Genomic DNA, 21467 nt, shown 5'->3' with positions numbered 1-21467 from the left:
ATTGTTTGGCAAGCGCTTTCCACAATGAAAAACCAGGTGTTGCTTGCAGGATGGCCTCGCATCACCACCCCACCCAAGGAAGATTTTCATGACTCAGCAGGTATGCACGAGAAAAACTGGACGGAAATTCGGTCTGCGGCTAAGCAAATCAGTTGCAGTTGTGGCGGTAGCCGCCCTGGCCCTCACTGGCTGTGGCGGTAGCAGCGCTGCCGACGGTGAGGACGGGAAGACACAGCTTCGTTTCTCATGGTGGGGCTCGGATTCGCGGGCCCAGGCAACCAATGAAATTATTGAGGCTTTCGAAGCGGCCAACCCGGACATTGATGTCCAGGGCGAGTACTCCGACTGGAGCGGCTACTGGGACAAGCTCGCAACACAGGTTGCCTCCAACGATGCTCCGGACATTATCCAGATGGACGACAAGTACCTTCGCGAATACGCGGACCGAGGCGCATTGCTGGACCTCGAAGGCGTAGATGTTTCCAAGTTCGAAGACGTTGCCGTTCAGAACGGTACGACCGATGCCGGCCTTGTCGGCATTACCACTGGAATCAATTCCTTCACACTGACCGCCAATCCAAAAGTCTTAGCCGAAGCTGGCCTGGAAGTTCCAGATGACAAGACTTGGACGTGGGATGACTACCGGACGATCACCGAGACGGTGAGCCAGAAGCTCGACGGCAAATATGGAGCCGAAGCCCCGAACGAACCGGCCGGATTGCAGACCTGGTTGCGTCAAGACAAGAAGAATCTGACGAGCTCGGATGGATCACTCGGATTCTCGCCTGACGATCTGGCCGAGTACTTCCAGCACCACAAGGACTTGATGGATAACGGTTCTTATCCAAAGGCCTCGGTCCTGGCAGAAAACCAGAATGCAGGCCCAGACCGTTCTATGACAGGCACGGGAGTGGCAGCCTTCGGCATGTGGTGGAGCAACCAGTTGGGAGGCCTTTCCACAGCGGTTGGTTCGGACTTGGTTCCGCTGCGACTGCCAAGCCACACCGGCAAAGCTGAGGACAACGGTCTTTGGCACAAGTCGTCAATGATGATGTCGGGGTATGCTCGCACCGAACACCCGGAAGAGGTCAAGAGATTCGTTGACTTCATGGTGAATTCGCAAGAAGCTGGCGCGCTGAACCAGATGGACCGCGGGCTACCTTCGAACACCGAAGTGCGGGAACAAGTCGTCTCCAAATTGGATTCAATCGAAGCTTCTTCTGCAGAATTCGTGACGAGCTTGAAACCCGAACTTCAGAGCACGGAACCGATCCCGCCAATGGGGTTCAGTGCGGTTCAGGATGTCCTCTACCGTTATGAAATGGAAGTGTTCTTCGAGCGCCAGAGCGTAAGCGATGCGGCGCAGAATGCCTTCAAGGAGATCGAAACTGCGGTAGCCCAATAGCTGAACGAGAATCAACCATCGTTCTTGCGGTCGTTGCAATCCCTGGATCCCGGGGATTGCAACGGCTTTTGCGCATTCGAGGGAAAGTTCATTTTGCTCCTCCTTTAACTCTCTGCGTGGTGCAATCCTTGAATTCGTCACGGCGCGTGCTGTACAGGGCTGCGGTTTGAACCAGGGCTTCCAGATGCCTCAAAACCCTGTTCGGTCGCGATCTGCGCCCCAGCAAGCCTCTCCAGCCGATTGCGTGAGACGAGTCGCGAGTGCACCAGCAACCGGGATACGAGTCTCCAACGGCCGTTGAACTTTCCAGGGCATGGCCTATCGGAAGGGTGCTGCCAATCAGCTGGAATTCCGCAGAGGTGGATTGCCATCGGGTTCCTGCGTTCTTCCATTCTTTGCCAGAGGCAACCACACCGCGGTGCCCGCAGTTCTGGGTCGCGAAGCTGCTGGCTCGATCGTGCCGGTGATCGGTTTGCGGCATCTGCGGATTGCAGGTCGAACCCCGCCAGCTCTGCGGCCAATGCGGGGAGCACAAAGTATCCTGAGAACTAAGTGCAAGAGGAATGGAAAAATGGCATCTGGACTTTTGGCAGTAGACGGCGGGCAGACCGGAATCAAGCTGAGATTCGAGCAGGATGGCGAAACTGCAGAATTAGCGCTTCCCGGTGTGCAAACCCATGAACCAGTCCTGCCCCAACTGGCACGCGCCATTAACCAAGCTGCCGCTGCCGCCGGATGGGAGTGCGGCACCGTGAGCGTAGGCACCACGGGCCTGGTGAAAGCCGAACACGATGCACGGCAGCTCTACGACCTCATAGGATCCAGCGCTATTTCCCATATTGCGCTGGCCCACGACTCGGTGACCAGCTATCTCGGAGCGCTGGGAGAACGCCACGGCGCTGTCGTTGCAGCCGGTACCGGTGTCGTCACCTTGGCGGTAGGCCCCCGCTCGGTGGCCCGAGTTGATGGATGGGGCCACATCATGGGTGATGCCGGCAGCGGCTATTGGATTGGCCAGCAGGCAATGAATGCGGCCATGCGCGGCTTTGACGGCCGCGGGCCAGCTACCGCCCTGACCGGGGAACTCGCGAAGCGCTGGCCCGATCTCTCCGAAGCATATATTGACCTGCAAGCGATGCCGGACAGGGTGGCCATCGTCGCCTCCTTTGCGCAGACGGTTGCCCAATTGGCGGCGACCGATGAAATGGCCGCCCGGATCTGCGCGCTCGCCGGTGCAGAACTGGCCAGTTCCGCGGCAACGGCATTGCGCCGCGCGGGGCTGGAGCAGCACGCCGGAGCGATTCCGGTCGCAGCCATCGGGGGAGTGCTCGCCGGCGAATTCGCCAGAAGCAGCTTCGTGCGGGAGCTGCACCTGCTGGTCCCTGCCGCGCAAGTCCAGGATTCGCCGGGAAATGGGCTGGATGGAGCCCGTGCATTAGCCCTCCTGCCAGCGGACCACGCCTTGCAAGGCCTCGTATCGCGCTTTCGCGCCCAGCCATAAGACGTGGGCAGCGGGGAAAACTGGCCATCAAATAGGTGCAGGCAATCAATAGGTGACAAGATTAGTGGAGAACGTCGTGATTATTAAGGAGTCATCGTGAGTTTCCGAGTCGGTCCCGTAGATCTTGTCCCCGAAGGCGAATCGCTGCTGGTTGAAGCCAAAGACAGCGGCGCAAGCGAAGACATCGCGATCTTCCACGCCGAAGACGGCAACTTCTACGCGCTGCAAGATGAATGCACCCACGAGGTCGCTTCGCTTTCCGACGGCTGGCTCGAAGACTGCAGCATCGAATGCCCCATCCACTCCTCGACCTTCGACCTGAAAACCGGCAAGGTGCAGTGCATGCCAGCCACCGTGGACGCCCGGACCTACAAGGTGGACGTCGTGGACGGCTTCTTGGAGCTTGAAATCTAAATGCCTTCCGTGCACATCATCGGAGGCGGGGTCGCAGGGTACGCAATGGCCCGGCACCTGGTGCAGCAGCAGTACGCCGGATCCATCAAGATCAGCGATGCCCAGGGCCTGCCCTATGATCGTCCGCCACTGAGCAAGTCCCTGCAGGTTGAACCGTTCGCACCGGTGTCCTGGTACCAGCACCATGGCGTCGGCCTGATCCAGGAAGATGTCCAAAGCCTGCAACTGCCGCAATCCGCTGACGACTGGGTTGTGCTGGCTACCGGCACTACCCCCAAGGCATTGGATGTTCCCGGCGGGCACCATGCGCTCAGCCTGCACAGCGCAGCTGACGCCGCCCGCATATCCGACGTCCTGGAATCGGGGATGTTCGGCCAGCGGGTGCTGGTGATCGGAGCGGGGCTGGTAGGGGCCGAGTTCGCGTCCACCGCCAAGATGTCCGGGGCGCAAGTCACCTTGATTTCCAGCTCCGACGCACCTCTGGCCCACGTGCTGGGCCACGAACTTGCCGAACAGCTGCACGCGGATCATGCCAACCACGGCATTGCCACCTTGACCGGTGCGGTGACCGAGCTCGGCCCCAACTATGCAATGGCCAATGGCCAGCGCCATGACGCGGAGCTGATCGTGGCAGCCATCGGCGTCGAACCTGAAACTGCGCTCGCCGAGCAGCTGGGCCTGGAAGTCGACGACGGGATCGTGGTCGACGCGCAGCAGCGTTCTGCCAGCTGCCCCCAGGTGCTCGCGATCGGCGACGTCGCACGGGAGGAAAACCAGCCCCGTGCGGTGCACTGGGAAGCTGCCATGGAAGATGCCGCCCAAGCGGCGGCAACAATCATGGGCACAACCGCACCGAAGCGTTCGGTGCCATGGTTCTGGAGCGACCGCCACGAAATGCACGTGGAAACCGTGGGCGACTTCAGCCAGGCCGCCAGCACCGTGACGCGCCTGAACCGGCGAGGCAAGATCCAGACGGTCTTCGGGCTCGACGCCCATGGCGCATTGGTGTCCGCCTCGATGATCGATGGCGGCCTGATGGCCAAGGCCGCGAAACGGCTCATTGCGAAATCAGCCACCCCAAGCATCGAACAATTGAAGGACCCACTGACGGGTCCGCGCGAGTTAGGCCGGTAAGAAACTTATGAATGCAGCCGAACCACTGAAGGTTCCCGCGGCCCTGCAGACGCCCACCAAACGGGTTGGCCCTGGCTGGATCGCTGCGGTTGTCATTGTCCATATCGGCATCAATGTCGGCTTCTTCGCACCGATCCAGGTACTGCTCGGATTGCACGCCGAACAACTGGATGCCAGCCAGAAGAACGCGATTCTCTCGCTGGTCACCGGCGTCGGCGCGGCCGTCTCGCTGGTAGCCAACCCGCTGTTCGGCGCGCTCAGCGACCGCAGCACATCGAAATTCGGGCGCCGCATCCCGTGGGTGTTCTTTGGAACTATCTGCGCTGCGCTGGCCCTGCTGCTGATGTCGACCTCGCAAACCGTGAGCACGCTGGTCATCGGCTGGGCGCTGATGCAAGCTGCCGGCAACGCCGCGCTGGCTGCGATCTTCGCGGCCATCCCGGACAAGGTGCCGGTAGAGCAGCGCGGCATGGTTGGCGGGCTGGTGGCCTTGGGCCAAACCTGCGGTTCGCTGATCGGTGCCGTGATCGGCATGGTCGCTGCGAGCAACCTGGTCTTCGGCTACGCCATCGTCGCTACCGCCGTGGCCATTTGCTCCATCCCGTTCGTGCTGATGCGCCAGGATGTTCCGCTGCCCAAGGGCGCGCTGGAGCCTGTCAAGCCGCTGGAATTCGTGCGCAGCTTCTGGATCAACCCGGTCAAGCATGCCGACTTCGGATGGGCGTGGCTGACCCGCTTCTTGCTGTATCTCGGTTGCCAGCTGTGCCTGGTCTACCTGCTGTTCTTCCTGCAGGATGCCATCAAGCATCCAGAGCCGGCCCAGGGCGTGCTGGTGCTGACCGCGATCTACGCCTTCTGCGTGATCTTCTCTTCGGTGATCTCCGGCAAGCTCTCGGACAAGGACGGCAAGCGCAAGAAGTACGTCATCATCTCTTCGGTCATCGTTGCCGCCGCGGCTGGCGTGCTGGCGACGGCAACGTCATTCGCCACCGCCATCGTCGCCGCAGTGCTCCTGGGCATCGGCTTCGGCGCCTACCTGGCGGTGGACTTTGCGCTGCTGACCCAGGTATTGCCGAACGCCGATTCGCGCGGCAAGGACCTGGGCATGATCAACATTGCCAACTCGCTGCCGCAGGTGGTCGCCCCGCTGATCGCCTGGCTGGCGGTGAGCTGGTTCGGCGGCTACCCGACCCTGTTCCTGTGCTCGGTGGTGATCAGCCTCCTCGGCGCCGTGCTGGTACGCCAGATCAAGAGCGTTCCGTAGGTCCTGGACGAAGCATTCCCCAGCGTCGCGCACCGAACGGAACGGAAACGGTGCGGCACCGGGAACTGGTGGCGGAAAAACGCCAAGGGGATGCCAACCGGGCCGTATGATGAATCCAGCGAACCGCGATAATGAGGAGCAGGTGGCTGAATGTCGATGAACGAATCCGGGCGGGAGAGCCGTGCGACGCAGCTTGATGGCATAGACCGCAAACTGCTGGCGTTGCTGACGAAGAACTCCCGGCGGACCAACAACTCCCTGGCTGAGGAGCTGGGCATAGCACCGTCCACCTGCCTGGCGCGGTTGAATGCCTTGCGCGATTCGGGAGTGATTTCGCGCTTCACCATCGAAGTGGATCCGCAGGTTCTGGGCCGGGAGCTCGAAGCGCTGATCTTCGTGAAAATCCGTCCCGGAGCCCGTCACCTGATGTCGAACTTCGCTACTGACATGCGCAGCAAGCCGGGGGTGCGGCAGCTGTTCTTCCTGGGTGGCGCCGACGACTTCGTCCTGCACGTAGCGGTGCGCAATTCTTCGGATGTGCGCCAGTTCGTGCTCGATAACCTCTCAGCCAATCCGGCCGTGGCAACCACCCAAACCTCCCTGGTATTCGAACACGGCCACGGCAGTGGAGAGTACTAGCCACCATTCTTGGCCGATTTCCATCTCGCCGATGTTCGCAGGAACAACCCGCAGCCCTGCGTTGGTCGAAGAAACATGCTAAACTTGATGTTCTTCTCTTAGCATGGCTGCGGCCCGTTGGCAGCTGGGGATCGGTTCTCCAGCGAAGCAACGGACCCCGCCGCAGCCGCGACTGAAAGAATGGGGAGGTCGAGAAGATAATGCATTTTGACGCAACTGTTGTCACCGCACTGGTGACGTTGATTGTTCTGGCCATCGCAACTGCTGTGCTGGTGATCCGGTACAAGCGCACCCACCAGGCAGAAATCCGCCAGGCCCTGGTTACCAAGGCCCGGAAGCGCGGCGTTGCCTCGCCGGAGGACCTGTCGAACCACGATCTGGTACTGCAGATCCGCGCGGCCAAGCGCCAGCGCAAGCAGGATGGGCAGGACCTGAAGACCGCATAGGGTTTGCACCCATGCGTTGACGATGCTGAGCCCCAGTCCATTTCCGGACTGGGGCTCAGCCGCGTCAAGGGTGCTTGGCGATTGCTGGCCCCGTCTTTATCCAATGCCAATGAACCGGGAAATGGCGTCGGGAATAACCGGCAGGTGCCAGCGGAATGCAGGCAGGTAATTAACCTCGCACAATTCCGGGAAACTATGTCCCCGGTCACCAGAAAAGCCGATTTAACCCCTGAATCATGCGGATTGCATCACAGGGGCATGTGGGGTTCTGAACAAACCACTTCTCAATAGATAAATGGTCGGAAATGATGGATATGACTGGAAATGCAGCAGCGTTAATTCTTTAGGAGCAACAACAATGGCCTCGATCCCACTCGGTGAAGACATCCTCTTGGCACGCCACGGCGCCAACATCGTCAAGCTCCGCCAGGATCGGAAGAACAGCACCACTGTTGCCCATCTGCGCGGTGGAGCCACCGATACGGCCTCGAACCTGCTCACCGCACCAGTTCCCGCATTGACCCCGGCAGCCAGCTTCACCCAGGGCGCGGCTCGCTACCTCAACGATGAAGCCGAGGTCAGCCGCGGCGAAGTCCGTTCGCTGGTCAAGATCTCGCTCGGCTTTTCTGCCATCATGGGCATCGTCTTCGGCGGCCTGGTCTTGGCTTTGTACAAGGTCGGCGGCAATGAAGCTCTCCAGTCGCTGAGCTACATGGGCGCAAGCCAGTAGCTCTCGCAAGCATTTCCAGGAAAACGGGATTCCGAGGCAACTCGGGATCCCGTTTTCCTGTTTCCGGACCAGGTGCTTACTCCGAGGCCGGGCTTGCGGCAAGTCTCGTATTTCTTGCCCGGCGGGCATAGGATGGCGGCAACGGGAAGGACGGGAGCAGGCCATGCGTTTTGTTTTGGAAGTTAACTTCGATACCGAGAACATGCAGCTCAAGCCATTGGAGGAGCTGCAGAAGATTCTGCGCGACTGGTCGACGAACATCACGATGTATCCGATCGTTGCCGGCGCCCAGGAAGACGTCTACGACTCGGATAACGAGCAGGTAGGGGAGTGGGCAATCCTCGACGACTAGCCTCGCCGTCTGGAGAACCACCCGATGGCATACCCCGCGGCCAGGGTAATGAGCAGGACAAGCCACAGCGGAGCCGTGGAATGGATCAAGAAGAATTCAACGCGGACGAAGGCCAGGTTCTGCAGCATGAAGACCACCGCGAGGAGCACCAGTGCAATAGCTGCCCACTGCTTGGCGCTAAGCCCCTTCTTCGGCGGCCGCTGTTCCGGGTAGCCCATGCTCAGCTTCCGTTCGCCAGCAAGCCGGCAACGAGGGCCGATAACCCGCGCTGGAACGAATCATCGCTGGTATCAAGCTCTGATCGGCGTTGCGCCGCCACAGCTTGGGTGAAATGCGGAGTGAGGTCCTGGTGATTGCTGGTGTCGAAAATGTCATGCGGAGCGGCCGTATCCATGGCCGAGCCGAAGATGAATGATTCCAGTGCGACAATCGTCGGAACAATCTCGTTCTCTGCCATGCCGAAGTCTGCCAGCGCTTCGGCAACGCGCTCGTACATTCCCAAGGTGCGCGGCGAATCGGAGACGGGCAGGACCGCGATGACCGGAATCAGCGGAATGTGCCGCGCGAAGACGTTCCGGTAGCTCGTAGCCCATTGAAGCAAAGCCTGCCTGGTATCGGCTTGGTCGAATACCGAGGTGTCGATATCGGCCATGACCAGTTCCTGGATCCACTGCAGGAGGTCGTGCTTGGAATCGACGTGGTTGTAGAGGGCCGATGGAGAGACGCCCAGGGATTTTGCCAGCCGCTGCATGGTCAGGGACTCGTAGCCGTCCCCGGAAACAAGTTCCAGCGCGTGCTCGGTAATGCGCTCCCGATTCAGCACCGCCTTGCGCGGGCGCCCGGCTCGCCTGGCTTCCGTTTCACTCATGCGGACCTCTTCCTGACGTGGGGTGCTTCACAACTGGATCTTCGTACCCTATGCTATATGACAGGTAAATGAACCTTATTCATTTAAATGTGCAAGGGAGTCGATCATGCAACATCTGGAACGCGACGTCGTCGTCATCGGGGCAGGGCCATCGGGACTGACAGCAGCCTATGAGCTGAGCAAGGCCGGCAAGTCCGTGGCGGTGCTCGAAGCCCGCGACCGCGTCGGCGGGCGCACCTGGACCGACGTCATGGACGGCGCGACCATCGAGATCGGCGGCCAGTGGATCAGCCCCGACCAGACCGGCCTCTACTCGCTGATCAATGAACTTGGCATCAAGACCTTCGAACGCTACAAGGCGGGCAAGAGCGTCTACCTCACCGGGGAAGGCGAGCGGATCGCCTATGAGGGCGAGGACTTCCCGGTGGCCGCCAGCACCGTGGCCGAAATGGACAAGCTGGTAGAACTCATGAACCAGCTGGCCGCCGAAATGGACCCGGACAAGCCGTGGGAGCACCCGCAGGCCCAGGAGCTGGACCAGATCTCCTTCCACCACTTCCTGCGCCAGCACTGTGCCGACGAGCTGGCCTGCAACAACGTGGGCCTGTTCATCGCCGGGGGCATGCTGACCAAGCCGGCGCACACCTTCTCCGCGCTGCAGGCGGTGCTCATGGCGTCTTCGGCCGGCTCCTTCGACAACCTGGTTGACGAGGACTTCATCCTGGACCGGCGCATCGTGGGCACCATGCAGGGCGTATCCAAGACGCTGGCCGAGAAGCTGGGCCAGCAGACCGTCTTCCTGGGCAACCCCGTGCTCAAGCTCGAATGGTTCGAGGGCGGGGTGGTGGCCCACGGGAGCACCGTGACCGTCTCGGCGAAGAAGGCCGTGCTGGCGGTACCGCCGAACCTGTACTCGCGCATTTCCTACGTCCCGGCGCTGCCGCGCAAGCAGCAGATCACCCACCAGCACCAGTCCATGGGCCTGGTCATCAAGGTCCACGCCGTCTACGACACCCCGTTCTGGCGCGAAGAGGGCCTGTCGGGCACCTGCTTCGGCCCGAGCAGCCTGGTCCAGGAGCTCTACGACAACACCTATGCCGGGGAGGAAACCGGCACCCTGGTCGGCTTCATTTCGGATCTGAAGGCCGACGCCATGTGGGAACTGGACGAGGAACAGCGCCGCGCGGTGATCCTCAAGGCCATGGCCGGCTACCTGGGCGAGAAGGCACTGGATCCCAAGGTCTTCTACCTCTCGGACTTCGCCGCCGAGGAATGGACCCGCGGCGCCTACGCCACCAGCTACGACCTGGGCGGGCTGCACCGCTTCGGCCCGGCGCAGAACGAGAGTGTCGGACCGATCTACTTCTCCTCCTCGGATCTGGCCGGCGAAGGCTTCCAGCACGTGGACGGCGCGGTGCGCATGGGCCGCCGCTCGGCCGCGCGCATCATCGCCGCACTGGATGGCACCGCCTACGACCAGAGCTACGATGGCGTTGCCACGCTGACCCCGTCCAAGGAAAAGGCCAGTGCCTAGGCCATGAAATTGCTCGTAGGTTACACCGCGGACCAGCGCGGTGCCGAAGCCATCGAACTGGCCAGCGCCCTGGTGGCCGGTACCCGCGACGCGTCCTTGCGGATCGCCATCGTGCTGCCCGCCGCCACCCCGTTCAACGCGGTCTACCCCGGCGGGGACCATGGGTTCTCCTCCATCCTTTCCGACCAGGTGGACCGCTGGGCGGCGCAGGCCCTGGCCCTGGTGCCGGAAGGAATTGCCACCTCGGTGGTCGCCCGTTCCGTGCCCTCCGTGGCCGAGGGGCTCATCGCCCTGGGCGAGGAATTCGGGGCCCACGGGATCGTGCTGGGCGGCCGCAAGCGCCACCGCGCAGGATTCTTCAGCCCCGGGGCGATCGCCAATGCGCTGCTGCATTCCTCGCCGATGGCCGTGTTCATGTCCTCGCCGGCCTCCCTGGCCACGTTGCGCGCGGCCGGCGGGAAGATCACCAGGCTGACCGCATTCGTGGGGGACCGCCCGGGGGCACGGGAAGTCATCGGCCTCTCGGCGCGGATCGCCGCCGCCTGCGGACTGCCGCTGCGCGTGGCCACGCTGGTCTCCCACATGGATCTGGCCGACCCCCGGTTGGAGCTGGATGACCATCTGGCCCAAACCCGCAGCTACCTGCAGGAACTGACCGGTTCCCTGGGCCTGGAAGCGGTAGTCGAGGTGGTCTCCGGGCGCGGCCTGGACGAAGCGGCCGCCCAGCTGTCCTGGCAGGACGGGGATCTGGCGCTGCTGGGATCGGCCCGGCTGGCCGCCCCGCGCCGATTGTTCATCGGCCCCAAGGCCCAGCGGATCCTGGGCCAGCTCAACGTCCCGATGGGCGTCATCCCGACCCTCGAGGCTGCCAGCTAGAAGGCAGCGCATCATTCCTGCACGATCCTTGTTCCCCGGGCACTTGCCGTCGCGAAGCACGCGGACGGTGCCCATCTGACCCCTGACGGAAGGTGGCTCGGTACTTCTGGCCGACGCACTCACACCTCGCTAATTGTTTAAGGTAACCACCATGTCGCACGACCTGAGGCAGGCATCGCCGCCTGCACGCTCCGAGAGCGGACTGCACGAAAAAGGACTGTCCAAGGGCACCGTTGGCGTTCTGGGGCTTGTCGTTATCGGCATCTCCTGCATCGCCCCGGCCTACACCCTCACCGCAGGCCTCGGCGCCACGGTGGCCGAAGTCGGCACCAGCCTGCCTGCGATCCTGCTGGCCGGATTCTTGCCGATGCTGCTGGTGGCCTTGGGCTACCGCGAGCTGAACAGCGCCATGCCCGATTCGGGCACTTCCTTCACCTGGGCGACGCGTGCCTTCGGCCCGATGATCGGCTGGATGGGAGGCTGGGGCCTGATCGCCGCGACGGTGATTGTGCTCTCCAACCTCGCGGCAGTGGCCGTGGACTTCTTCTATATCCTGATTGCCCAGCTCACCGGCCAGCCATGGATTGCGGAGCTGACCGGCAACCTGTGGGTCAACATCCCCACCACGCTGGTGTTCATTGCGGTGGCCGCCTGGATCTCCTACCGGGGCATGAACGCCACGAAGGTCTTCCAGTACGTGCTGGTCGGGTTCCAAGTGGCGGTGCTGCTGCTCTTCGCGGTCATGGCCCTGACCTCCAGCCAGCCCAATGATCCGACACCCATCACCTGGCAGATGTTCAATCCGGCCGGCATCGATACCTTCTCGGCCTTCGCCGCGGGCATCTCGCTGTCCATCTTCGTTTTCTGGGGCTGGGATGTCACCCTGACCATGAACGAGGAAACCACCGATCCGAAGAAGGTCCCCGGACGCGGTGCCACCTGGACGGTGCTGGTGATCATTGCGTTGTACCTGGCCGTATCCCTTGGGGTGATCTACTGGGCCGGGGTGGGCACCACGGGCCTGGGCGCAGGCAACCCGGAGAACCAGGAATCAATTTTCGCGGTGCTTTCCGGTCCGGTCATGGGCCCGCTGGCGATGCTGATGTCCTTGGCCATCTTGTCCTCCTCCGCGGCCTCGCTGCAATCCACCATGGTTTCGCCGGCACGCACCTTGCTGGCCATGGGCTACTACAAGGCGCTGCCCTCCAGCTTCGCGAAGATCTCCGCGCGCTTCATGTCCCCGTCGGTGGCGACCTTCGCCTCCGCTGCTGCCGCTGCCATGTTCTACGTGGTCACCAGGCTGCTCTCGGAGAACGCATTGTGGGACACGATCACGGCGCTGGGCCTGATGATCTGCTTCTACTACGGGCTGACCGCCTTGGCCTGCGTCTGGTACTTCCGCGGCGAACTGTTCGCCAATGCCAGGAACTTCTTCTGCAAGTTCTTGGCGCCGTTGGCAGGTGGCGTCGTCCTGCTGGTGATGTTCTTTGCCACCGCCATCGAATCCATGAATCCGGACTACGGTTCGGGCTCCAATATCGGGGGAGTGGGCATGGTGTTCATCCTCGGGGTCGGCGTGCTGCTGCTGGGCGTTGGCATCATGCTGTGGATGCGGGTGCGCCACCCGGCGTTCTTCAAGGGAGAAACCATCAAGACCTACAAGCTGCTGAAGTAGAACCGGGGCAATGAACCAGAAGGACCACTCGCGAACGCATCGCGGGTGGTCCTTCGGGTTCGGTGCAGCGCCGCAGGAGCTATCTTGCCGCTAGTCGGCGGCCTCGGTCCGGGTCATGTGCTTGGCCACGCCGATGGCGGCCAGCACGGCGCCGAAGGGGATGAGCGCGCTTTGGATCAATGAATTAAGGAAAGCCAGCGGCGCGCTGCCCAAAGGGCTGCTTCCAAAACCGGATTCGAAGCTCCACATCGCCAGGACTGGCAAGATGCTGCTGATGAGAACGCCTGCCAATACGATGACGACGCCGGATACAATCATCTTCTTATGTAGAGCAAGCATCGTTTTCTCCTATTGCCTTGGGCTGAGTATTTCCAACCGTAGCCAAATCCGCCACTTTTAGCTATAGCGGGAGTGCTGTTTGCTTTCGCCAAAGGCAGGTCTTTGCCTGCTTCGCAACCTTCTCGTCCAAAGGCCCCTAACCGGCGCGCAAATGGTTCAATAGGTTCATGGCTAACTCGGTACTTTTCATCTGCTCCCGCAATGCAGGCAAATCGCAAATGGCGGCCGCATTGATGGACTACATTTCTGAAGGGAAAGTTACCAGCTACTCGGCTGGAACCAACCCAGGTTTAGGCATCAACCACGAAGCGGTTGAATCGCTCTCGCAGGCCGGCGCGGACATGTCGCAGGGCACGCCCAAGGCCATCGACCCTCGCGTCGTCGAGCAAGTTGACCGCGTGGTAATCCTTGGCTCCGATGCGAATCCGCAATTCGATCCGTCCATCAAGACCGAACGCTGGGTCACCTACGAACCCAGTGAAGACGGCATCACCGGTGCCGAACGAATGAACATGATCCGCGATGAAATTGCTGATCGCGTCCGTGAACTGTTCCACGAGCTGGAGCGGTAGAAATTACTGTTCGCATCACCACACGAAAGGCAACTCCGTGGTGGCTTCCGGGCGTATGCCTTGTGCTCACTGGTTGGTGTGCCAACCAATACGTATCGCTGATCAATTGGTACCAGCAATTCCGCGAGCTCAGTGAGTTCGAGGCCATGCTGGTCATGGGCAGCTACCTGGCGGGCATGATCCCGGCGTTGGCTTTCGGCGGACCGCTGGCGGACAAGTTCGGGCGCAAGCCATTTTCGCTGCTTGCCCTGGCCTGCTCCATTCTGGGATCTCTCGGGCTCATCTTCGGATCGGTTCACGAGTCCGGTCTCTATGCGGGACGCATCCTGACCGGCTTGGGCATGGGCCTGGCCATGGTTGCCATCACCAGCTGGGTGAAGCTGCTTAGCCCGGGAGCTGCCGGCGCGACTCGTGCCGCGCTGTGCACGTCCTTGGGCTTCGCGCTGGGACCGGTCATTTCAGGGGCAATTGTCGGGACCAGCGGCAGCCCGGAACTGGCATACATCGTCCATGCCGCCGCGGCGCTTTCCTGGTTGCTGCTGATGTTCTTCGCCCGAGAAGACCGAGTCACTGATCGGGCAGGGCATCACCTGGAGGCCGACGTGACGACTCCGGCAAACCTCCAGCGGTTCTATCGCATCGTCTTGCCCGCAGCCCCATGGGTCTTTGGCATGGCGGCAACAGGGTTTGCCGTGGTTCCGGCGCTGAGCAACGGAGCCGGTGAATCCAGCCTGTTCTACACCACCTTGGCAGTGGCGGTCACCATGGGCATGGGCACATTGATCCAGCCGTTCGTCAAGAGATTCAATGACTTGGGCAAGATCAGGCTGCTCATGGCCGGACTGGCTACCTCGCTGGCTGCACTGCTCATGATGATCGCAGTGTCGCTGAGCGGTTCAGAATTCTTGGGAATTATCGCATTCGCCATAGCCGGTTCGGCCAATGGCATTTTGCTGGTTGCCGGGCTAAGCCAGGTACTGGATCTTGCCGGCGGCGCCGATGTCGGCAAATTGACCGGCCGGTTCTACATGTGCTGTTTCATCGGTTTCAGTTTCCCGACATTCTTTGCACTGTGGCGCACGGTCGCTCATCCTGCTCTATTCATTGGCCTGCTTGCCGTGCTCTGCCTGCTGTCCATGATGCAGGTGTACCGCTCGACCAAGTATCTGCCCGCTGCCATTCTCGAAGAAGTTCCAAACAGGCCATAATGCCAAACGCCGTTGTCGGCCACCTTGCGGTGCCGGCAACGGCGTTTACGCATTGGACTCCAACGTGCTTGGAGCTAGTCCTGGCTCAGCTTCTTGAGCAGCTCGGTGGTGCGGAATGGGATGACATCGCGCAGGATCATCGAGGTGGAAGTGCGGGTTATGCCCGGGCAGAGGCGGATCTCTTCACTGACCCGGTACAGGTCATCCGGGTCAGTTGCGGCCACGCGAATCAACAAGTCCGTGTCTCCCGCCGGCGCGACGCATTCCAGAACCTCGGGAATCTGGCGCAGTGCGGCGATGGCGTCATTCAAGCTGGCCTGGTTCAATTCAGCGCTAACGAACGCGCTGACGCCACGGCCCATGGACGCAGGAAGGATTCGCGCGGTGTTCGGGCGCAGCGCACCTGAATGGGCCAAACGTTCCAAACGGGTCTGCACGGTGCCGCGGGCCAGGCCCAGCTGCTGCGCCAGCATCATGATCGGCACACGCGGATCCGCATCGAGTGCCAGAAGGATACGCCGGTCGGTTTCATCGAGCTGATACGTATCCGAATTCATGTGGTGGTCTCCTGAGACAGGTTGTGTTGCGCGTGCATAAGTACCAACCTAGATTTTAGTCAATATGACCAGTGAATCCCAAATGTGTTGCGCGGATTGGCCGATATTATTGCGTGCAAGTCGGCTACTGGGGTCAACAGGGCGAATGCTCGGGCGAAAAGCCATCTTTTATCCACAAAATAACCAGGCTGAGATCAAATGGGCGCTAATCACAGTAACCTGTTGATATGAGGTTTTTGCGGTTGGAAGACGTGGCAGAGGAACTGAATGTGAAGCTGCCCCAGGTCCGCGCTTTGGTGAAAAGCGGCGAGCTGCCGGCCATCCAAATTGGCGGGCGGGGCATGTGGCGCGTGGAACGCGTTGCACTGGAGAACTATATCCAAGAACGCTATGCGCAGGCCCGCGACGATATCGCGAACGAATCCCAGAGCTGAATGCGCTGACCTTGGCTGTTCCCGAGCCCATCGGGAACAGCCACAGCCTAGTCCAGCTCGATAGCTCGTTCTGCAAAGATCCGCAATGCGTCGCGAACCAGCTCCGCGTATCCGCCGTAGTTCTTTGCAAACCGCGGATCAGCGACATACATCTCGCCGAGATTGCAGATATATGCCTTGTGCTGTGCCGGATCGCCGGAATCCAGCGGGGTGCCCTTGGCGCTCTGGAGCCAGCGCACATGTCGAGCCGCTAATTCCTGGGCCTCGAAGCTGTCTGCTGGGACGGAATTCTTGCCCGCCATGATCCAATCCTGATTGAGCATCTTCACCTCTTCCATGAATGCGTTTTGCTGGTCCCTGGTTTTGGAACGCCACCAGCGATTCGATGTTTCATACGCGTCGGCGCCCCAGCGTTCGGCAACCTCTTGCTTGTACTGCTCGTTGAAGCCGTCAAAGCTCTTTTCCGGTTCCATGTTTCCTCCCGTCGTTAGTGTTGAAATGCTGTGTTCCAAGGCAGCGATCTGCCGGTCCAGCGCCGCACGCTGCCTATGGAGCTGTTCCTTATGTGTGCTCAGCGCGGCCAGTTCATCTCGTTGCTCGTCCAGGATTTCAGCGATGGTCTCCAGCTTGATGCCCAGCTGCTTGAGCAGGAGAACCTGCTGGAGCCGGACCAGCTGCCCGTCGGTGTAGAACCGGTATCCGTTGGCGGACACGTAGTCAGGTTTCAGCAAGCCGATCTGGTCGTAGTGCCGCAAGGTACGGCTGCTGATGCCAGCGGATTTTGAGACGTGCGCAATCGAGTGGTGAACTGCCGGCTCGTGGCTAGTTGAATCCTTCATGGCTACCACGCTAATGGTTGACGCAACGTCAAGGTCAATAGTCCCAGCCGCATTCCCTGATCAAAATTTGTGATTCAGATCTCACGGCAAAATGGCGAATAATAACGAGGTATTCCTTGCCTGATTGATCATATTGACTACTTGTTAGCATGCCTGTTGCACAGTGTGATCTATGTGTAGTTCACTGTTGGTAGATGAAGTTGAACAGGCTACCGCCGAAATCAACGAGGACCGCCTGATGACGTAAACCATCTGCATTTACGGGATCAAGGAGCCCTGGCCACCCACGCCGAGGCAAGGTAGAAGACATAGTCCAGATGGCTCGCGGGCATTCCAGTTGGGTGGAATGCCCACGGGCCATCTGGCATTTCTGCCAAAATCACTGACGTTCGGATCATAAGCTCCGAGCGAGTTGGGGGAAACGCCTGCCGGCATTCGCGATGCTTCGCTCTGGCTCTGGAACAATGAGCGCGTAGGGACACCGAGGAGTAAGAGTGGGTTCAATGAGGCGCGTCTGGCAAAACTGGTGGATGCAATTGGTCGCCGGATTGCTGATCACTGCGATCGTGGTGTTGCCGTGGTTATGGATCGGTCAGGAAGACCGCTCAATTCTCCCGCATGCCAGCGACGACGCCCAAGGGCTACTGGTGGTTTTCTCCGTGATCACCCTCTGGGGCAGTTGGTTTGCCCGACGCGTTGGATATAGCCGCACCGGCTTTGCCATCGTGACTGCCGTGGGCATGGTCCTGGGACTCTTGGGCCTGGGGTTCCAAGGACTCCACGCATTCGAACCGGGGCTTTTGAAGGGGGAACTCTCCGCAGCTTCGATTCGCCATCTCTGGGTTTTTGGTGGCCTGCTGCTGGTCAGCCAAGCCTGGTATTTCCTGGCCACTAAATTGCGGCTGCCCATAGCGGTGCTCTTCTATGCAACGCTCACTGTGGGCGTGAGCTATTGGCTGCAGATCATCGCATCGCTCGTTGCGGGCGCCCAGTCGTACTACGTTTACCTTTGGTATTCCGGGCCGCTGATCCTCGGCCTCATCTTGGGATTCGTCGGGTTCTCGAGGATCATGAACCTGCTGATGTGGGTTTTCGCATTGGCTATCCAATGGATGATGCCGGCAGTCGTGGAAAGCACGGCCAGGGTTATTGGATCGAAGACCACTGGCTGGAAGACCGTCGGCTCCTTCTGGGAACAATTCACCGCAAGTGTCCTGGAAATTCCGTGGCAGACTCCGCTGCTGGTCAGCTTGGCGACGGCCATGCTTACCAGTGTCATCTTGCTGATTGTTCGCAAGGTGCGGCGGCGCTAGGCAAGAGTCCAAGCCGCTAGTTAGCCGGTGCTGGCCAAATATCAGCAACGACGCGAACTGCACCCTGGAAGTTCATTGATGCCAAGACAGCATCAAAGGCTTGCGGGCCATCCGTAATGGATTTTTAGAACAACGGCGACCAGGCGCGCCCAGCTCCTCGTGGTTGGCAAGAGTGTGCGCCGTCAGGATCTCCGCTGGATCATTGCCCGGAACAGCAGGGTCCACCACGATTTGCTGACAGCCTCATCGAGCAGCACGGTGCCCAGCCCTCCGGTACGTACCGTGGGCTCGATGAACTGCAGGCCCACTGGCAAAACGGTGGTGTTCGCGGAGGCGATTGGAATCAGCTTGCTGGTCAGCTTGCCGTTGCCGTTCCCCGAAGCACCAGTGCTCGGGGCCCACCGGCCAACGTAAGCCAAGCATTGGGACATGGCGCAATGCCGCGCTGTGCCTGCCGAGGAAGCACAGCTGCAGGCGGGGAGCAATCGGCTTCGCAAATAGGGTCACTGCTAGTCCGCTCCGAGTATTTCAGGGCCACCACTCGCCATAGAATAAGACCATGACTGAACTGCGCGATCGCGACCCCGGAGAACTGGTCCAGCCCATCATCCTGCGAATCGACAAGGAGGATCCGTCGAGCGAGGACGAGGGACTGTCAGCGGTGGCACGAGCAGCCGTGATTGCCTATCTGCAAGATCCGCAGAACCCGGATTGGCAGCAGTGGGCTTCACAGGCCTACGCCAAATCGGTACGCCGGGCTAATCCCAAGATGTTCGCCAAGGTGCTGGAGATGTTCCCTGAGCAAATGGTCAGTGAAGTGGGCAAGGCCCGAGCCGTTGGCTTGCCTCCATTGCCGGCCACGGACTTGCCGAAGCTGATTGCCAAGTTGCAGGTCTCCGGCACGCAGCTTCCAAAAGCGGAGGAAGTCCTGGATGCGCAGATCAGCATCGTGCTGAACAAATCCTTGGACATGTCCACAGGCAAGGCCGCGGCGCAGGCAGCGCACGCGCTGTTCGCCTGGCTGACAGAATCCCCAGCGGAAGAGGTCGAAGCGTGGCTCCACGCCCATGCTCCGGTGGGCATCAGGCACCTGCCGCGCAGGGAGTTCGACCGCTTGTCGCGGCAGGCCGCTGGACCTGTCATCCAGGATGCCGGGCGAACTGAAATCGAACCCGGATCTGTCACCGCTTTCGTCATTTCCGAGGCACGCTAGAACCTTAGAATCCAAGCGCGGTGAAACCGCCATGCGTGTGTCATGATTTCCTTGGCGGTAACAGCAATTGTCACCACAGCGGATCGCTGTGCACTTCCGTGGGCCGCAGGAAACGGCAATATGCCCTTGCTCGAAAGCACTGACATTGAAATTCTCTAAACGTGTACTGGGCCTGCTGCTGGTCCTGATGCTGTCCTTCGGGACCGCATCTGGTGCCAGCGCCTCGACGCAGGCTCCAGCCGGCCTTGCGCATCTCGTTGCCGCTCCTCCGGCAATTGCCAAGCAGACCACCACCAACCTGAACTTGCGCAAGTCGCCATCGGCCCGATCCGCGTCGCTGCTAGTCATTCCCAAAGGTGCCAAACTCCTCGCGTCCAAGGGTTCATCGGGCTGGGTGCAAGCGACTTACATGAAGAAGACCGGCTGGGTCTCGGCCAAGTACCTGGCAACGCCAAAAGCGCCGGCGCCGGCAAAGCCCAAGACCTCAGCCGTGCGCTATCTGATGTCCTTCCAGCCGGTGCGCAAGAAGGCATCGGCGGCATCCGCGGCCTTGACCGGGGCCATGCGCAAAACCGAAGTCCGGCACCTGGGCGCAACCGGTTCCTGGAGCCGGATCAGGATTGGCAAGATCACCGGTTTCGTGCCCACCAGCCAGCTGTCTACCGCAATGCCGGCGCCGGTGTACCGGTATGCGAAAACCGCGCAAGTGCTGCGCAAGTCCGCCTCTGCCAAAGCGGCACGCGTCGCGGGTGTTCCAGCAGGAGCCAAAGTCGAGTGGCTGCGCACGTCAGGCTCGTGGACCTATGCCATTTCTGCCGGAAAACGCGGCTGGCTGCCGGCCAAGCAGTTGTCGTCGCAACCGGCAGCAACCCGGAAAACGATCGGGAACCGTTGGCTGATCAGCAGCAGCGTCCTGCGCCAGTCCAATCGCAGCTCATCTCCATCTCTTGGAAGCCTTGCGCCGGGTGAAAAAGTCGGCTTGTACGCAACCCGAGGTTCCTGGTCCCAGATCAAGTCCCAGCGCGGCACCGGCTGGGTGCCTAGCGCTAGCCTGTCCAGCACCGCCTACAAGCCCGCCAACCCATCGGCTCGCTGGATCCTGGCTAATACCGCCCTGCGCGTCGGCGCTTCGGGCTCTGCCAAGTCCCTGGGGACTGTGCCAGCGGGGTCCAAGCTCACCCTGCACGGCACGTCGACTGGCTGGGCGCGAGTGAAGACCTCCAAGACGATGGGATGGGTTCCATCAAGCGTACTGGTGGCCAAGGCCTACACGCCGCTGAAGCAGGCCAAGCGCTGGACGACGGCTAATGTGCACCTGCGCTCCGGGTACTCCACCGGCCACAAATCACTGGCGGTCATCTCCAAGGGCCAACAGGTCAGCGTCCTGGGAACAGCCAATGGCTGGACGCGAGTTGCCTCAACGCAGGGCACCGGATGGATCAGCAATGGCTATCTTGCTACTAGCAAACCGCAGGCACCGCGACCGGCTCCGGCCCCGAAAGCCGAATACCGCTGGACCACAACCAACGTGAACCTCCGCGCCGGCGCGGGAATCAGCCACCAGAGCAAAGCCGTGCTGCCAGCGGGGCAGAAAGTCACCTACCTGCGCAGCGATTCAGGATGGGCGCAAGTCGCCGCTCCCCAGGCCACCGGCTGGGTCAAGGAAAACTACCTTTCCAAAAATGAGCCGGGAACGTTGCAACCCGATGCGCAGCGCGTCATCGCTGCGTTGCAGGGGAAGACCGGCGATACCATCAGCGCCATTCATACCGTTCGAAGCGGCTCTGCCGGGCACAGCTCCGGGAAGGCCGTGGACCTGATGATTCGCGACTACAAGAACAGGCAGCGGGTTGCCCAGGGCCAGAAGCTGGCCCAGTTCCTGCTGGATAACCGCAGCCAGCTGGGTATCTATTACCTGATCTGGCAAGACCGAATTTGGCTTCCAACGACAGGCTGGACGCCGTATTCCGGATCAGGAAAGTACGGAAACCAGTTCACCGGCAATTGGAATGACACCACGATGCATATGGATCACATCCATGTGGAGGTCTACGGCAATTCGGCCACGGGAGGTCCGCTGGACTACGGTGCGCTGCGAACCCGCTAATCTGCTGCTGTCTGGTGTTTCAGACGAAGATGCGCAGGGGGCATGGC

24 protein-coding genes are annotated in these 21467 nt (G+C 60.9%); 18 read left to right on the top strand and 6 right to left on the bottom strand.

The window, feature by feature from the left end; translation table 11 throughout:
- Positions 1–88: 88 nt before the first annotated feature.
- The 9 genes from AAZQ98_RS00700 (at position 89) to AAZQ98_RS00660 (ending at position 7885) form a co-directional block, all read left to right on the top strand.
- Complete coding sequence (locus tag AAZQ98_RS00700; RefSeq protein WP_434689142.1) at positions 89–1405, top strand: ABC transporter substrate-binding protein; 1317 nt, start codon at positions 89–91, stop codon at positions 1403–1405.
- 571 nt (positions 1406–1976) lie between these two features.
- Positions 1977–2906, top strand: coding sequence for an N-acetylglucosamine kinase (locus AAZQ98_RS00695; RefSeq protein ID WP_434689140.1), 930 nt, complete (start codon positions 1977–1979; stop codon positions 2904–2906).
- A gap of 96 nt (positions 2907–3002) precedes the next feature.
- The gene (locus AAZQ98_RS00690; protein WP_105656303.1) at positions 3003–3320 is read left to right on the top strand and encodes a bifunctional 3-phenylpropionate/cinnamic acid dioxygenase ferredoxin subunit; all 318 of its coding nucleotides are present in this window, start codon (positions 3003–3005) and stop codon (positions 3318–3320) included.
- Positions 3321–4454, top strand: a complete 1134-nt coding sequence (locus AAZQ98_RS00685; protein ID WP_434689138.1) for an NAD(P)/FAD-dependent oxidoreductase — start codon at positions 3321–3323, stop codon at positions 4452–4454. It abuts the gene before it with no gap.
- Positions 4455–4461: 7 nt separating this feature from the next.
- Complete coding sequence (locus tag AAZQ98_RS00680) at positions 4462–5718, top strand: MFS transporter (RefSeq protein WP_332487544.1); 1257 nt, start codon at positions 4462–4464, stop codon at positions 5716–5718.
- Positions 5719–5868: 150 nt separating this feature from the next.
- Positions 5869–6357, top strand: coding sequence for an Lrp/AsnC family transcriptional regulator (locus AAZQ98_RS00675; RefSeq protein WP_105661972.1), 489 nt, complete (start codon positions 5869–5871; stop codon positions 6355–6357).
- Positions 6358–6557: 200 nt separating this feature from the next.
- Entirely contained in the window at positions 6558–6803 is a 246-nt protein-coding gene (locus AAZQ98_RS00670) for a hypothetical protein (RefSeq protein ID WP_434689136.1), read from the top strand.
- 358 nt (positions 6804–7161) lie between these two features.
- Positions 7162–7533, top strand: a complete 372-nt coding sequence (locus AAZQ98_RS00665) for a hypothetical protein (protein ID WP_434689134.1) — start codon at positions 7162–7164, stop codon at positions 7531–7533.
- Positions 7534–7696: 163 nt separating this feature from the next.
- Complete coding sequence (locus tag AAZQ98_RS00660) at positions 7697–7885, top strand: hypothetical protein (RefSeq protein ID WP_038993331.1); 189 nt, start codon at positions 7697–7699, stop codon at positions 7883–7885.
- Here the strand turns inward: AAZQ98_RS00660 and AAZQ98_RS00655 are convergent.
- Positions 7882–8103 carry a LapA family protein gene (locus tag AAZQ98_RS00655; RefSeq protein ID WP_434689132.1) on the bottom strand — a complete coding sequence of 74 codons (222 nt, stop codon included), beginning with the start codon at positions 8101–8103 and terminating at the stop codon, positions 7882–7884. The genes AAZQ98_RS00660 and AAZQ98_RS00655 overlap by 4 nt on opposite strands.
- A gap of 2 nt (positions 8104–8105) precedes the next feature.
- A complete protein-coding gene (locus AAZQ98_RS00650; RefSeq protein WP_434689130.1) occupies positions 8106–8753 on the bottom strand; it encodes a TetR/AcrR family transcriptional regulator in 648 nt (215 codons plus the stop codon).
- Positions 8754–8859: 106 nt separating this feature from the next.
- Between AAZQ98_RS00650 and AAZQ98_RS00645 the strand changes: the two genes are divergently transcribed.
- The 3 genes from AAZQ98_RS00645 (at position 8860) to AAZQ98_RS00635 (ending at position 12838) form a co-directional block, all read left to right on the top strand.
- Positions 8860–10287 carry a flavin monoamine oxidase family protein gene (locus tag AAZQ98_RS00645; protein WP_434689129.1) on the top strand — a complete coding sequence of 476 codons (1428 nt, stop codon included), beginning with the start codon at positions 8860–8862 and terminating at the stop codon, positions 10285–10287.
- Positions 10288–10290: 3 nt separating this feature from the next.
- Complete coding sequence (locus tag AAZQ98_RS00640; protein WP_434689127.1) at positions 10291–11163, top strand: universal stress protein; 873 nt, start codon at positions 10291–10293, stop codon at positions 11161–11163.
- Between the two features lie 151 nt (positions 11164–11314).
- The gene (locus AAZQ98_RS00635; RefSeq protein WP_332594611.1) at positions 11315–12838 is read left to right on the top strand and encodes an APC family permease; all 1524 of its coding nucleotides are present in this window, start codon (positions 11315–11317) and stop codon (positions 12836–12838) included.
- Between the two features lie 90 nt (positions 12839–12928).
- On the opposite strand, the gene AAZQ98_RS00630 is transcribed toward AAZQ98_RS00635, so the two are convergent.
- Positions 12929–13177, bottom strand: a complete 249-nt coding sequence (locus AAZQ98_RS00630) for a hypothetical protein (protein WP_434689125.1) — start codon at positions 13175–13177, stop codon at positions 12929–12931.
- 167 nt (positions 13178–13344) lie between these two features.
- On the opposite strand from AAZQ98_RS00630, the gene AAZQ98_RS00625 reads away from it, so the two are divergent.
- Positions 13345–13749, top strand: coding sequence for a low molecular weight phosphatase family protein (locus AAZQ98_RS00625; RefSeq protein WP_434689123.1), 405 nt, complete (start codon positions 13345–13347; stop codon positions 13747–13749).
- A gap of 62 nt (positions 13750–13811) precedes the next feature.
- Positions 13812–14957: an MFS transporter gene (locus AAZQ98_RS00620; RefSeq protein WP_434689121.1), complete on the top strand. Its 1146-nt coding sequence runs from the start codon at positions 13812–13814 to the stop codon at positions 14955–14957.
- Positions 14958–15031: 74 nt separating this feature from the next.
- On the opposite strand, the gene AAZQ98_RS00615 is transcribed toward AAZQ98_RS00620, so the two are convergent.
- Positions 15032–15514 carry an Lrp/AsnC family transcriptional regulator gene (locus AAZQ98_RS00615; RefSeq protein ID WP_431493757.1) on the bottom strand — a complete coding sequence of 161 codons (483 nt, stop codon included), beginning with the start codon at positions 15512–15514 and terminating at the stop codon, positions 15032–15034.
- Between the two features lie 227 nt (positions 15515–15741).
- Here AAZQ98_RS00615 and AAZQ98_RS00610 point away from each other — a divergent pair, with 227 nt between their 5' ends.
- Entirely contained in the window at positions 15742–15948 is a 207-nt protein-coding gene (locus AAZQ98_RS00610; protein WP_105656318.1) for a helix-turn-helix domain-containing protein, read from the top strand.
- 47 nt (positions 15949–15995) lie between these two features.
- Here AAZQ98_RS00610 and AAZQ98_RS00605 read toward each other — a convergent pair whose 3' ends face one another.
- A complete protein-coding gene (locus tag AAZQ98_RS00605; protein WP_434689118.1) occupies positions 15996–16787 on the bottom strand; it encodes a MerR family transcriptional regulator in 792 nt (263 codons plus the stop codon).
- Between the two features lie 494 nt (positions 16788–17281).
- Here AAZQ98_RS00605 and AAZQ98_RS00600 point away from each other — a divergent pair, with 494 nt between their 5' ends.
- Positions 17282–18100: a hypothetical protein gene (locus AAZQ98_RS00600; RefSeq protein ID WP_434689116.1), complete on the top strand. Its 819-nt coding sequence runs from the start codon at positions 17282–17284 to the stop codon at positions 18098–18100.
- A 182-nt stretch (positions 18101–18282) separates the two neighbouring features.
- On the opposite strand, the gene AAZQ98_RS00595 is transcribed toward AAZQ98_RS00600, so the two are convergent.
- On the bottom strand, positions 18283–18531 hold the full coding sequence (locus AAZQ98_RS00595) for a hypothetical protein (protein ID WP_434689114.1): 249 nt from the start codon (positions 18529–18531) through the stop codon (positions 18283–18285).
- A gap of 128 nt (positions 18532–18659) precedes the next feature.
- Here AAZQ98_RS00595 and AAZQ98_RS00590 point away from each other — a divergent pair, with 128 nt between their 5' ends.
- Complete coding sequence (locus tag AAZQ98_RS00590) at positions 18660–19313, top strand: peptidyl-tRNA hydrolase (protein WP_434689112.1); 654 nt, start codon at positions 18660–18662, stop codon at positions 19311–19313.
- A 145-nt stretch (positions 19314–19458) separates the two neighbouring features.
- A complete protein-coding gene (locus tag AAZQ98_RS00585) occupies positions 19459–21420 on the top strand; it encodes an SH3 domain-containing protein (RefSeq protein ID WP_434689110.1) in 1962 nt (653 codons plus the stop codon).
- Positions 21421–21467 lie beyond the last annotated feature (47 nt).

Origin of the sequence: Glutamicibacter sp. Je.9.36, from assembly GCF_051129975.1 — a bacterium.
GTDB lineage: Bacteria > Actinomycetota > Actinomycetes > Actinomycetales > Micrococcaceae > Glutamicibacter.
The sequence above is the reverse complement of the archived record's forward strand: the minus strand, read 5'-3'. Positions and strand labels throughout refer to the sequence as shown.

Coding starts and splice junctions, on each gene's coding strand:
- AAZQ98_RS00630 (WP_434689125.1), bottom strand. CDS start 13,177: ATGCTTGCTCTACATAAGAAGATGATTGTATCCGGCGTCGTCATCGTA.
- AAZQ98_RS00640 (WP_434689127.1), top strand. CDS start 10,291: ATGAAATTGCTCGTAGGTTACACCGCGGACCAGCGCGGTGCCGAAGCC.
- AAZQ98_RS00675 (WP_105661972.1), top strand. CDS start 5,869: ATGTCGATGAACGAATCCGGGCGGGAGAGCCGTGCGACGCAGCTTGAT.
- AAZQ98_RS00590 (WP_434689112.1), top strand. CDS start 18,660: ATGACTGAACTGCGCGATCGCGACCCCGGAGAACTGGTCCAGCCCATC.
- AAZQ98_RS00605 (WP_434689118.1), bottom strand. CDS start 16,787: ATGAAGGATTCAACTAGCCACGAGCCGGCAGTTCACCACTCGATTGCG.
- AAZQ98_RS00700 (WP_434689142.1), top strand. CDS start 89: ATGACTCAGCAGGTATGCACGAGAAAAACTGGACGGAAATTCGGTCTG.
- AAZQ98_RS00695 (WP_434689140.1), top strand. CDS start 1,977: ATGGCATCTGGACTTTTGGCAGTAGACGGCGGGCAGACCGGAATCAAG.
- AAZQ98_RS00685 (WP_434689138.1), top strand. CDS start 3,321: ATGCCTTCCGTGCACATCATCGGAGGCGGGGTCGCAGGGTACGCAATG.
- AAZQ98_RS00610 (WP_105656318.1), top strand. CDS start 15,742: ATGAGGTTTTTGCGGTTGGAAGACGTGGCAGAGGAACTGAATGTGAAG.
- AAZQ98_RS00645 (WP_434689129.1), top strand. CDS start 8,860: ATGCAACATCTGGAACGCGACGTCGTCGTCATCGGGGCAGGGCCATCG.
- AAZQ98_RS00615 (WP_431493757.1), bottom strand. CDS start 15,514: ATGAATTCGGATACGTATCAGCTCGATGAAACCGACCGGCGTATCCTT.
- AAZQ98_RS00650 (WP_434689130.1), bottom strand. CDS start 8,753: ATGAGTGAAACGGAAGCCAGGCGAGCCGGGCGCCCGCGCAAGGCGGTG.
- AAZQ98_RS00595 (WP_434689114.1), bottom strand. CDS start 18,531: ATGTCCCAATGCTTGGCTTACGTTGGCCGGTGGGCCCCGAGCACTGGT.
- AAZQ98_RS00670 (WP_434689136.1), top strand. CDS start 6,558: ATGCATTTTGACGCAACTGTTGTCACCGCACTGGTGACGTTGATTGTT.
- AAZQ98_RS00625 (WP_434689123.1), top strand. CDS start 13,345: ATGGCTAACTCGGTACTTTTCATCTGCTCCCGCAATGCAGGCAAATCG.
- AAZQ98_RS00635 (WP_332594611.1), top strand. CDS start 11,315: ATGTCGCACGACCTGAGGCAGGCATCGCCGCCTGCACGCTCCGAGAGC.
- AAZQ98_RS00665 (WP_434689134.1), top strand. CDS start 7,162: ATGGCCTCGATCCCACTCGGTGAAGACATCCTCTTGGCACGCCACGGC.
- AAZQ98_RS00660 (WP_038993331.1), top strand. CDS start 7,697: ATGCGTTTTGTTTTGGAAGTTAACTTCGATACCGAGAACATGCAGCTC.
- AAZQ98_RS00680 (WP_332487544.1), top strand. CDS start 4,462: ATGAATGCAGCCGAACCACTGAAGGTTCCCGCGGCCCTGCAGACGCCC.
- AAZQ98_RS00655 (WP_434689132.1), bottom strand. CDS start 8,103: ATGGGCTACCCGGAACAGCGGCCGCCGAAGAAGGGGCTTAGCGCCAAG.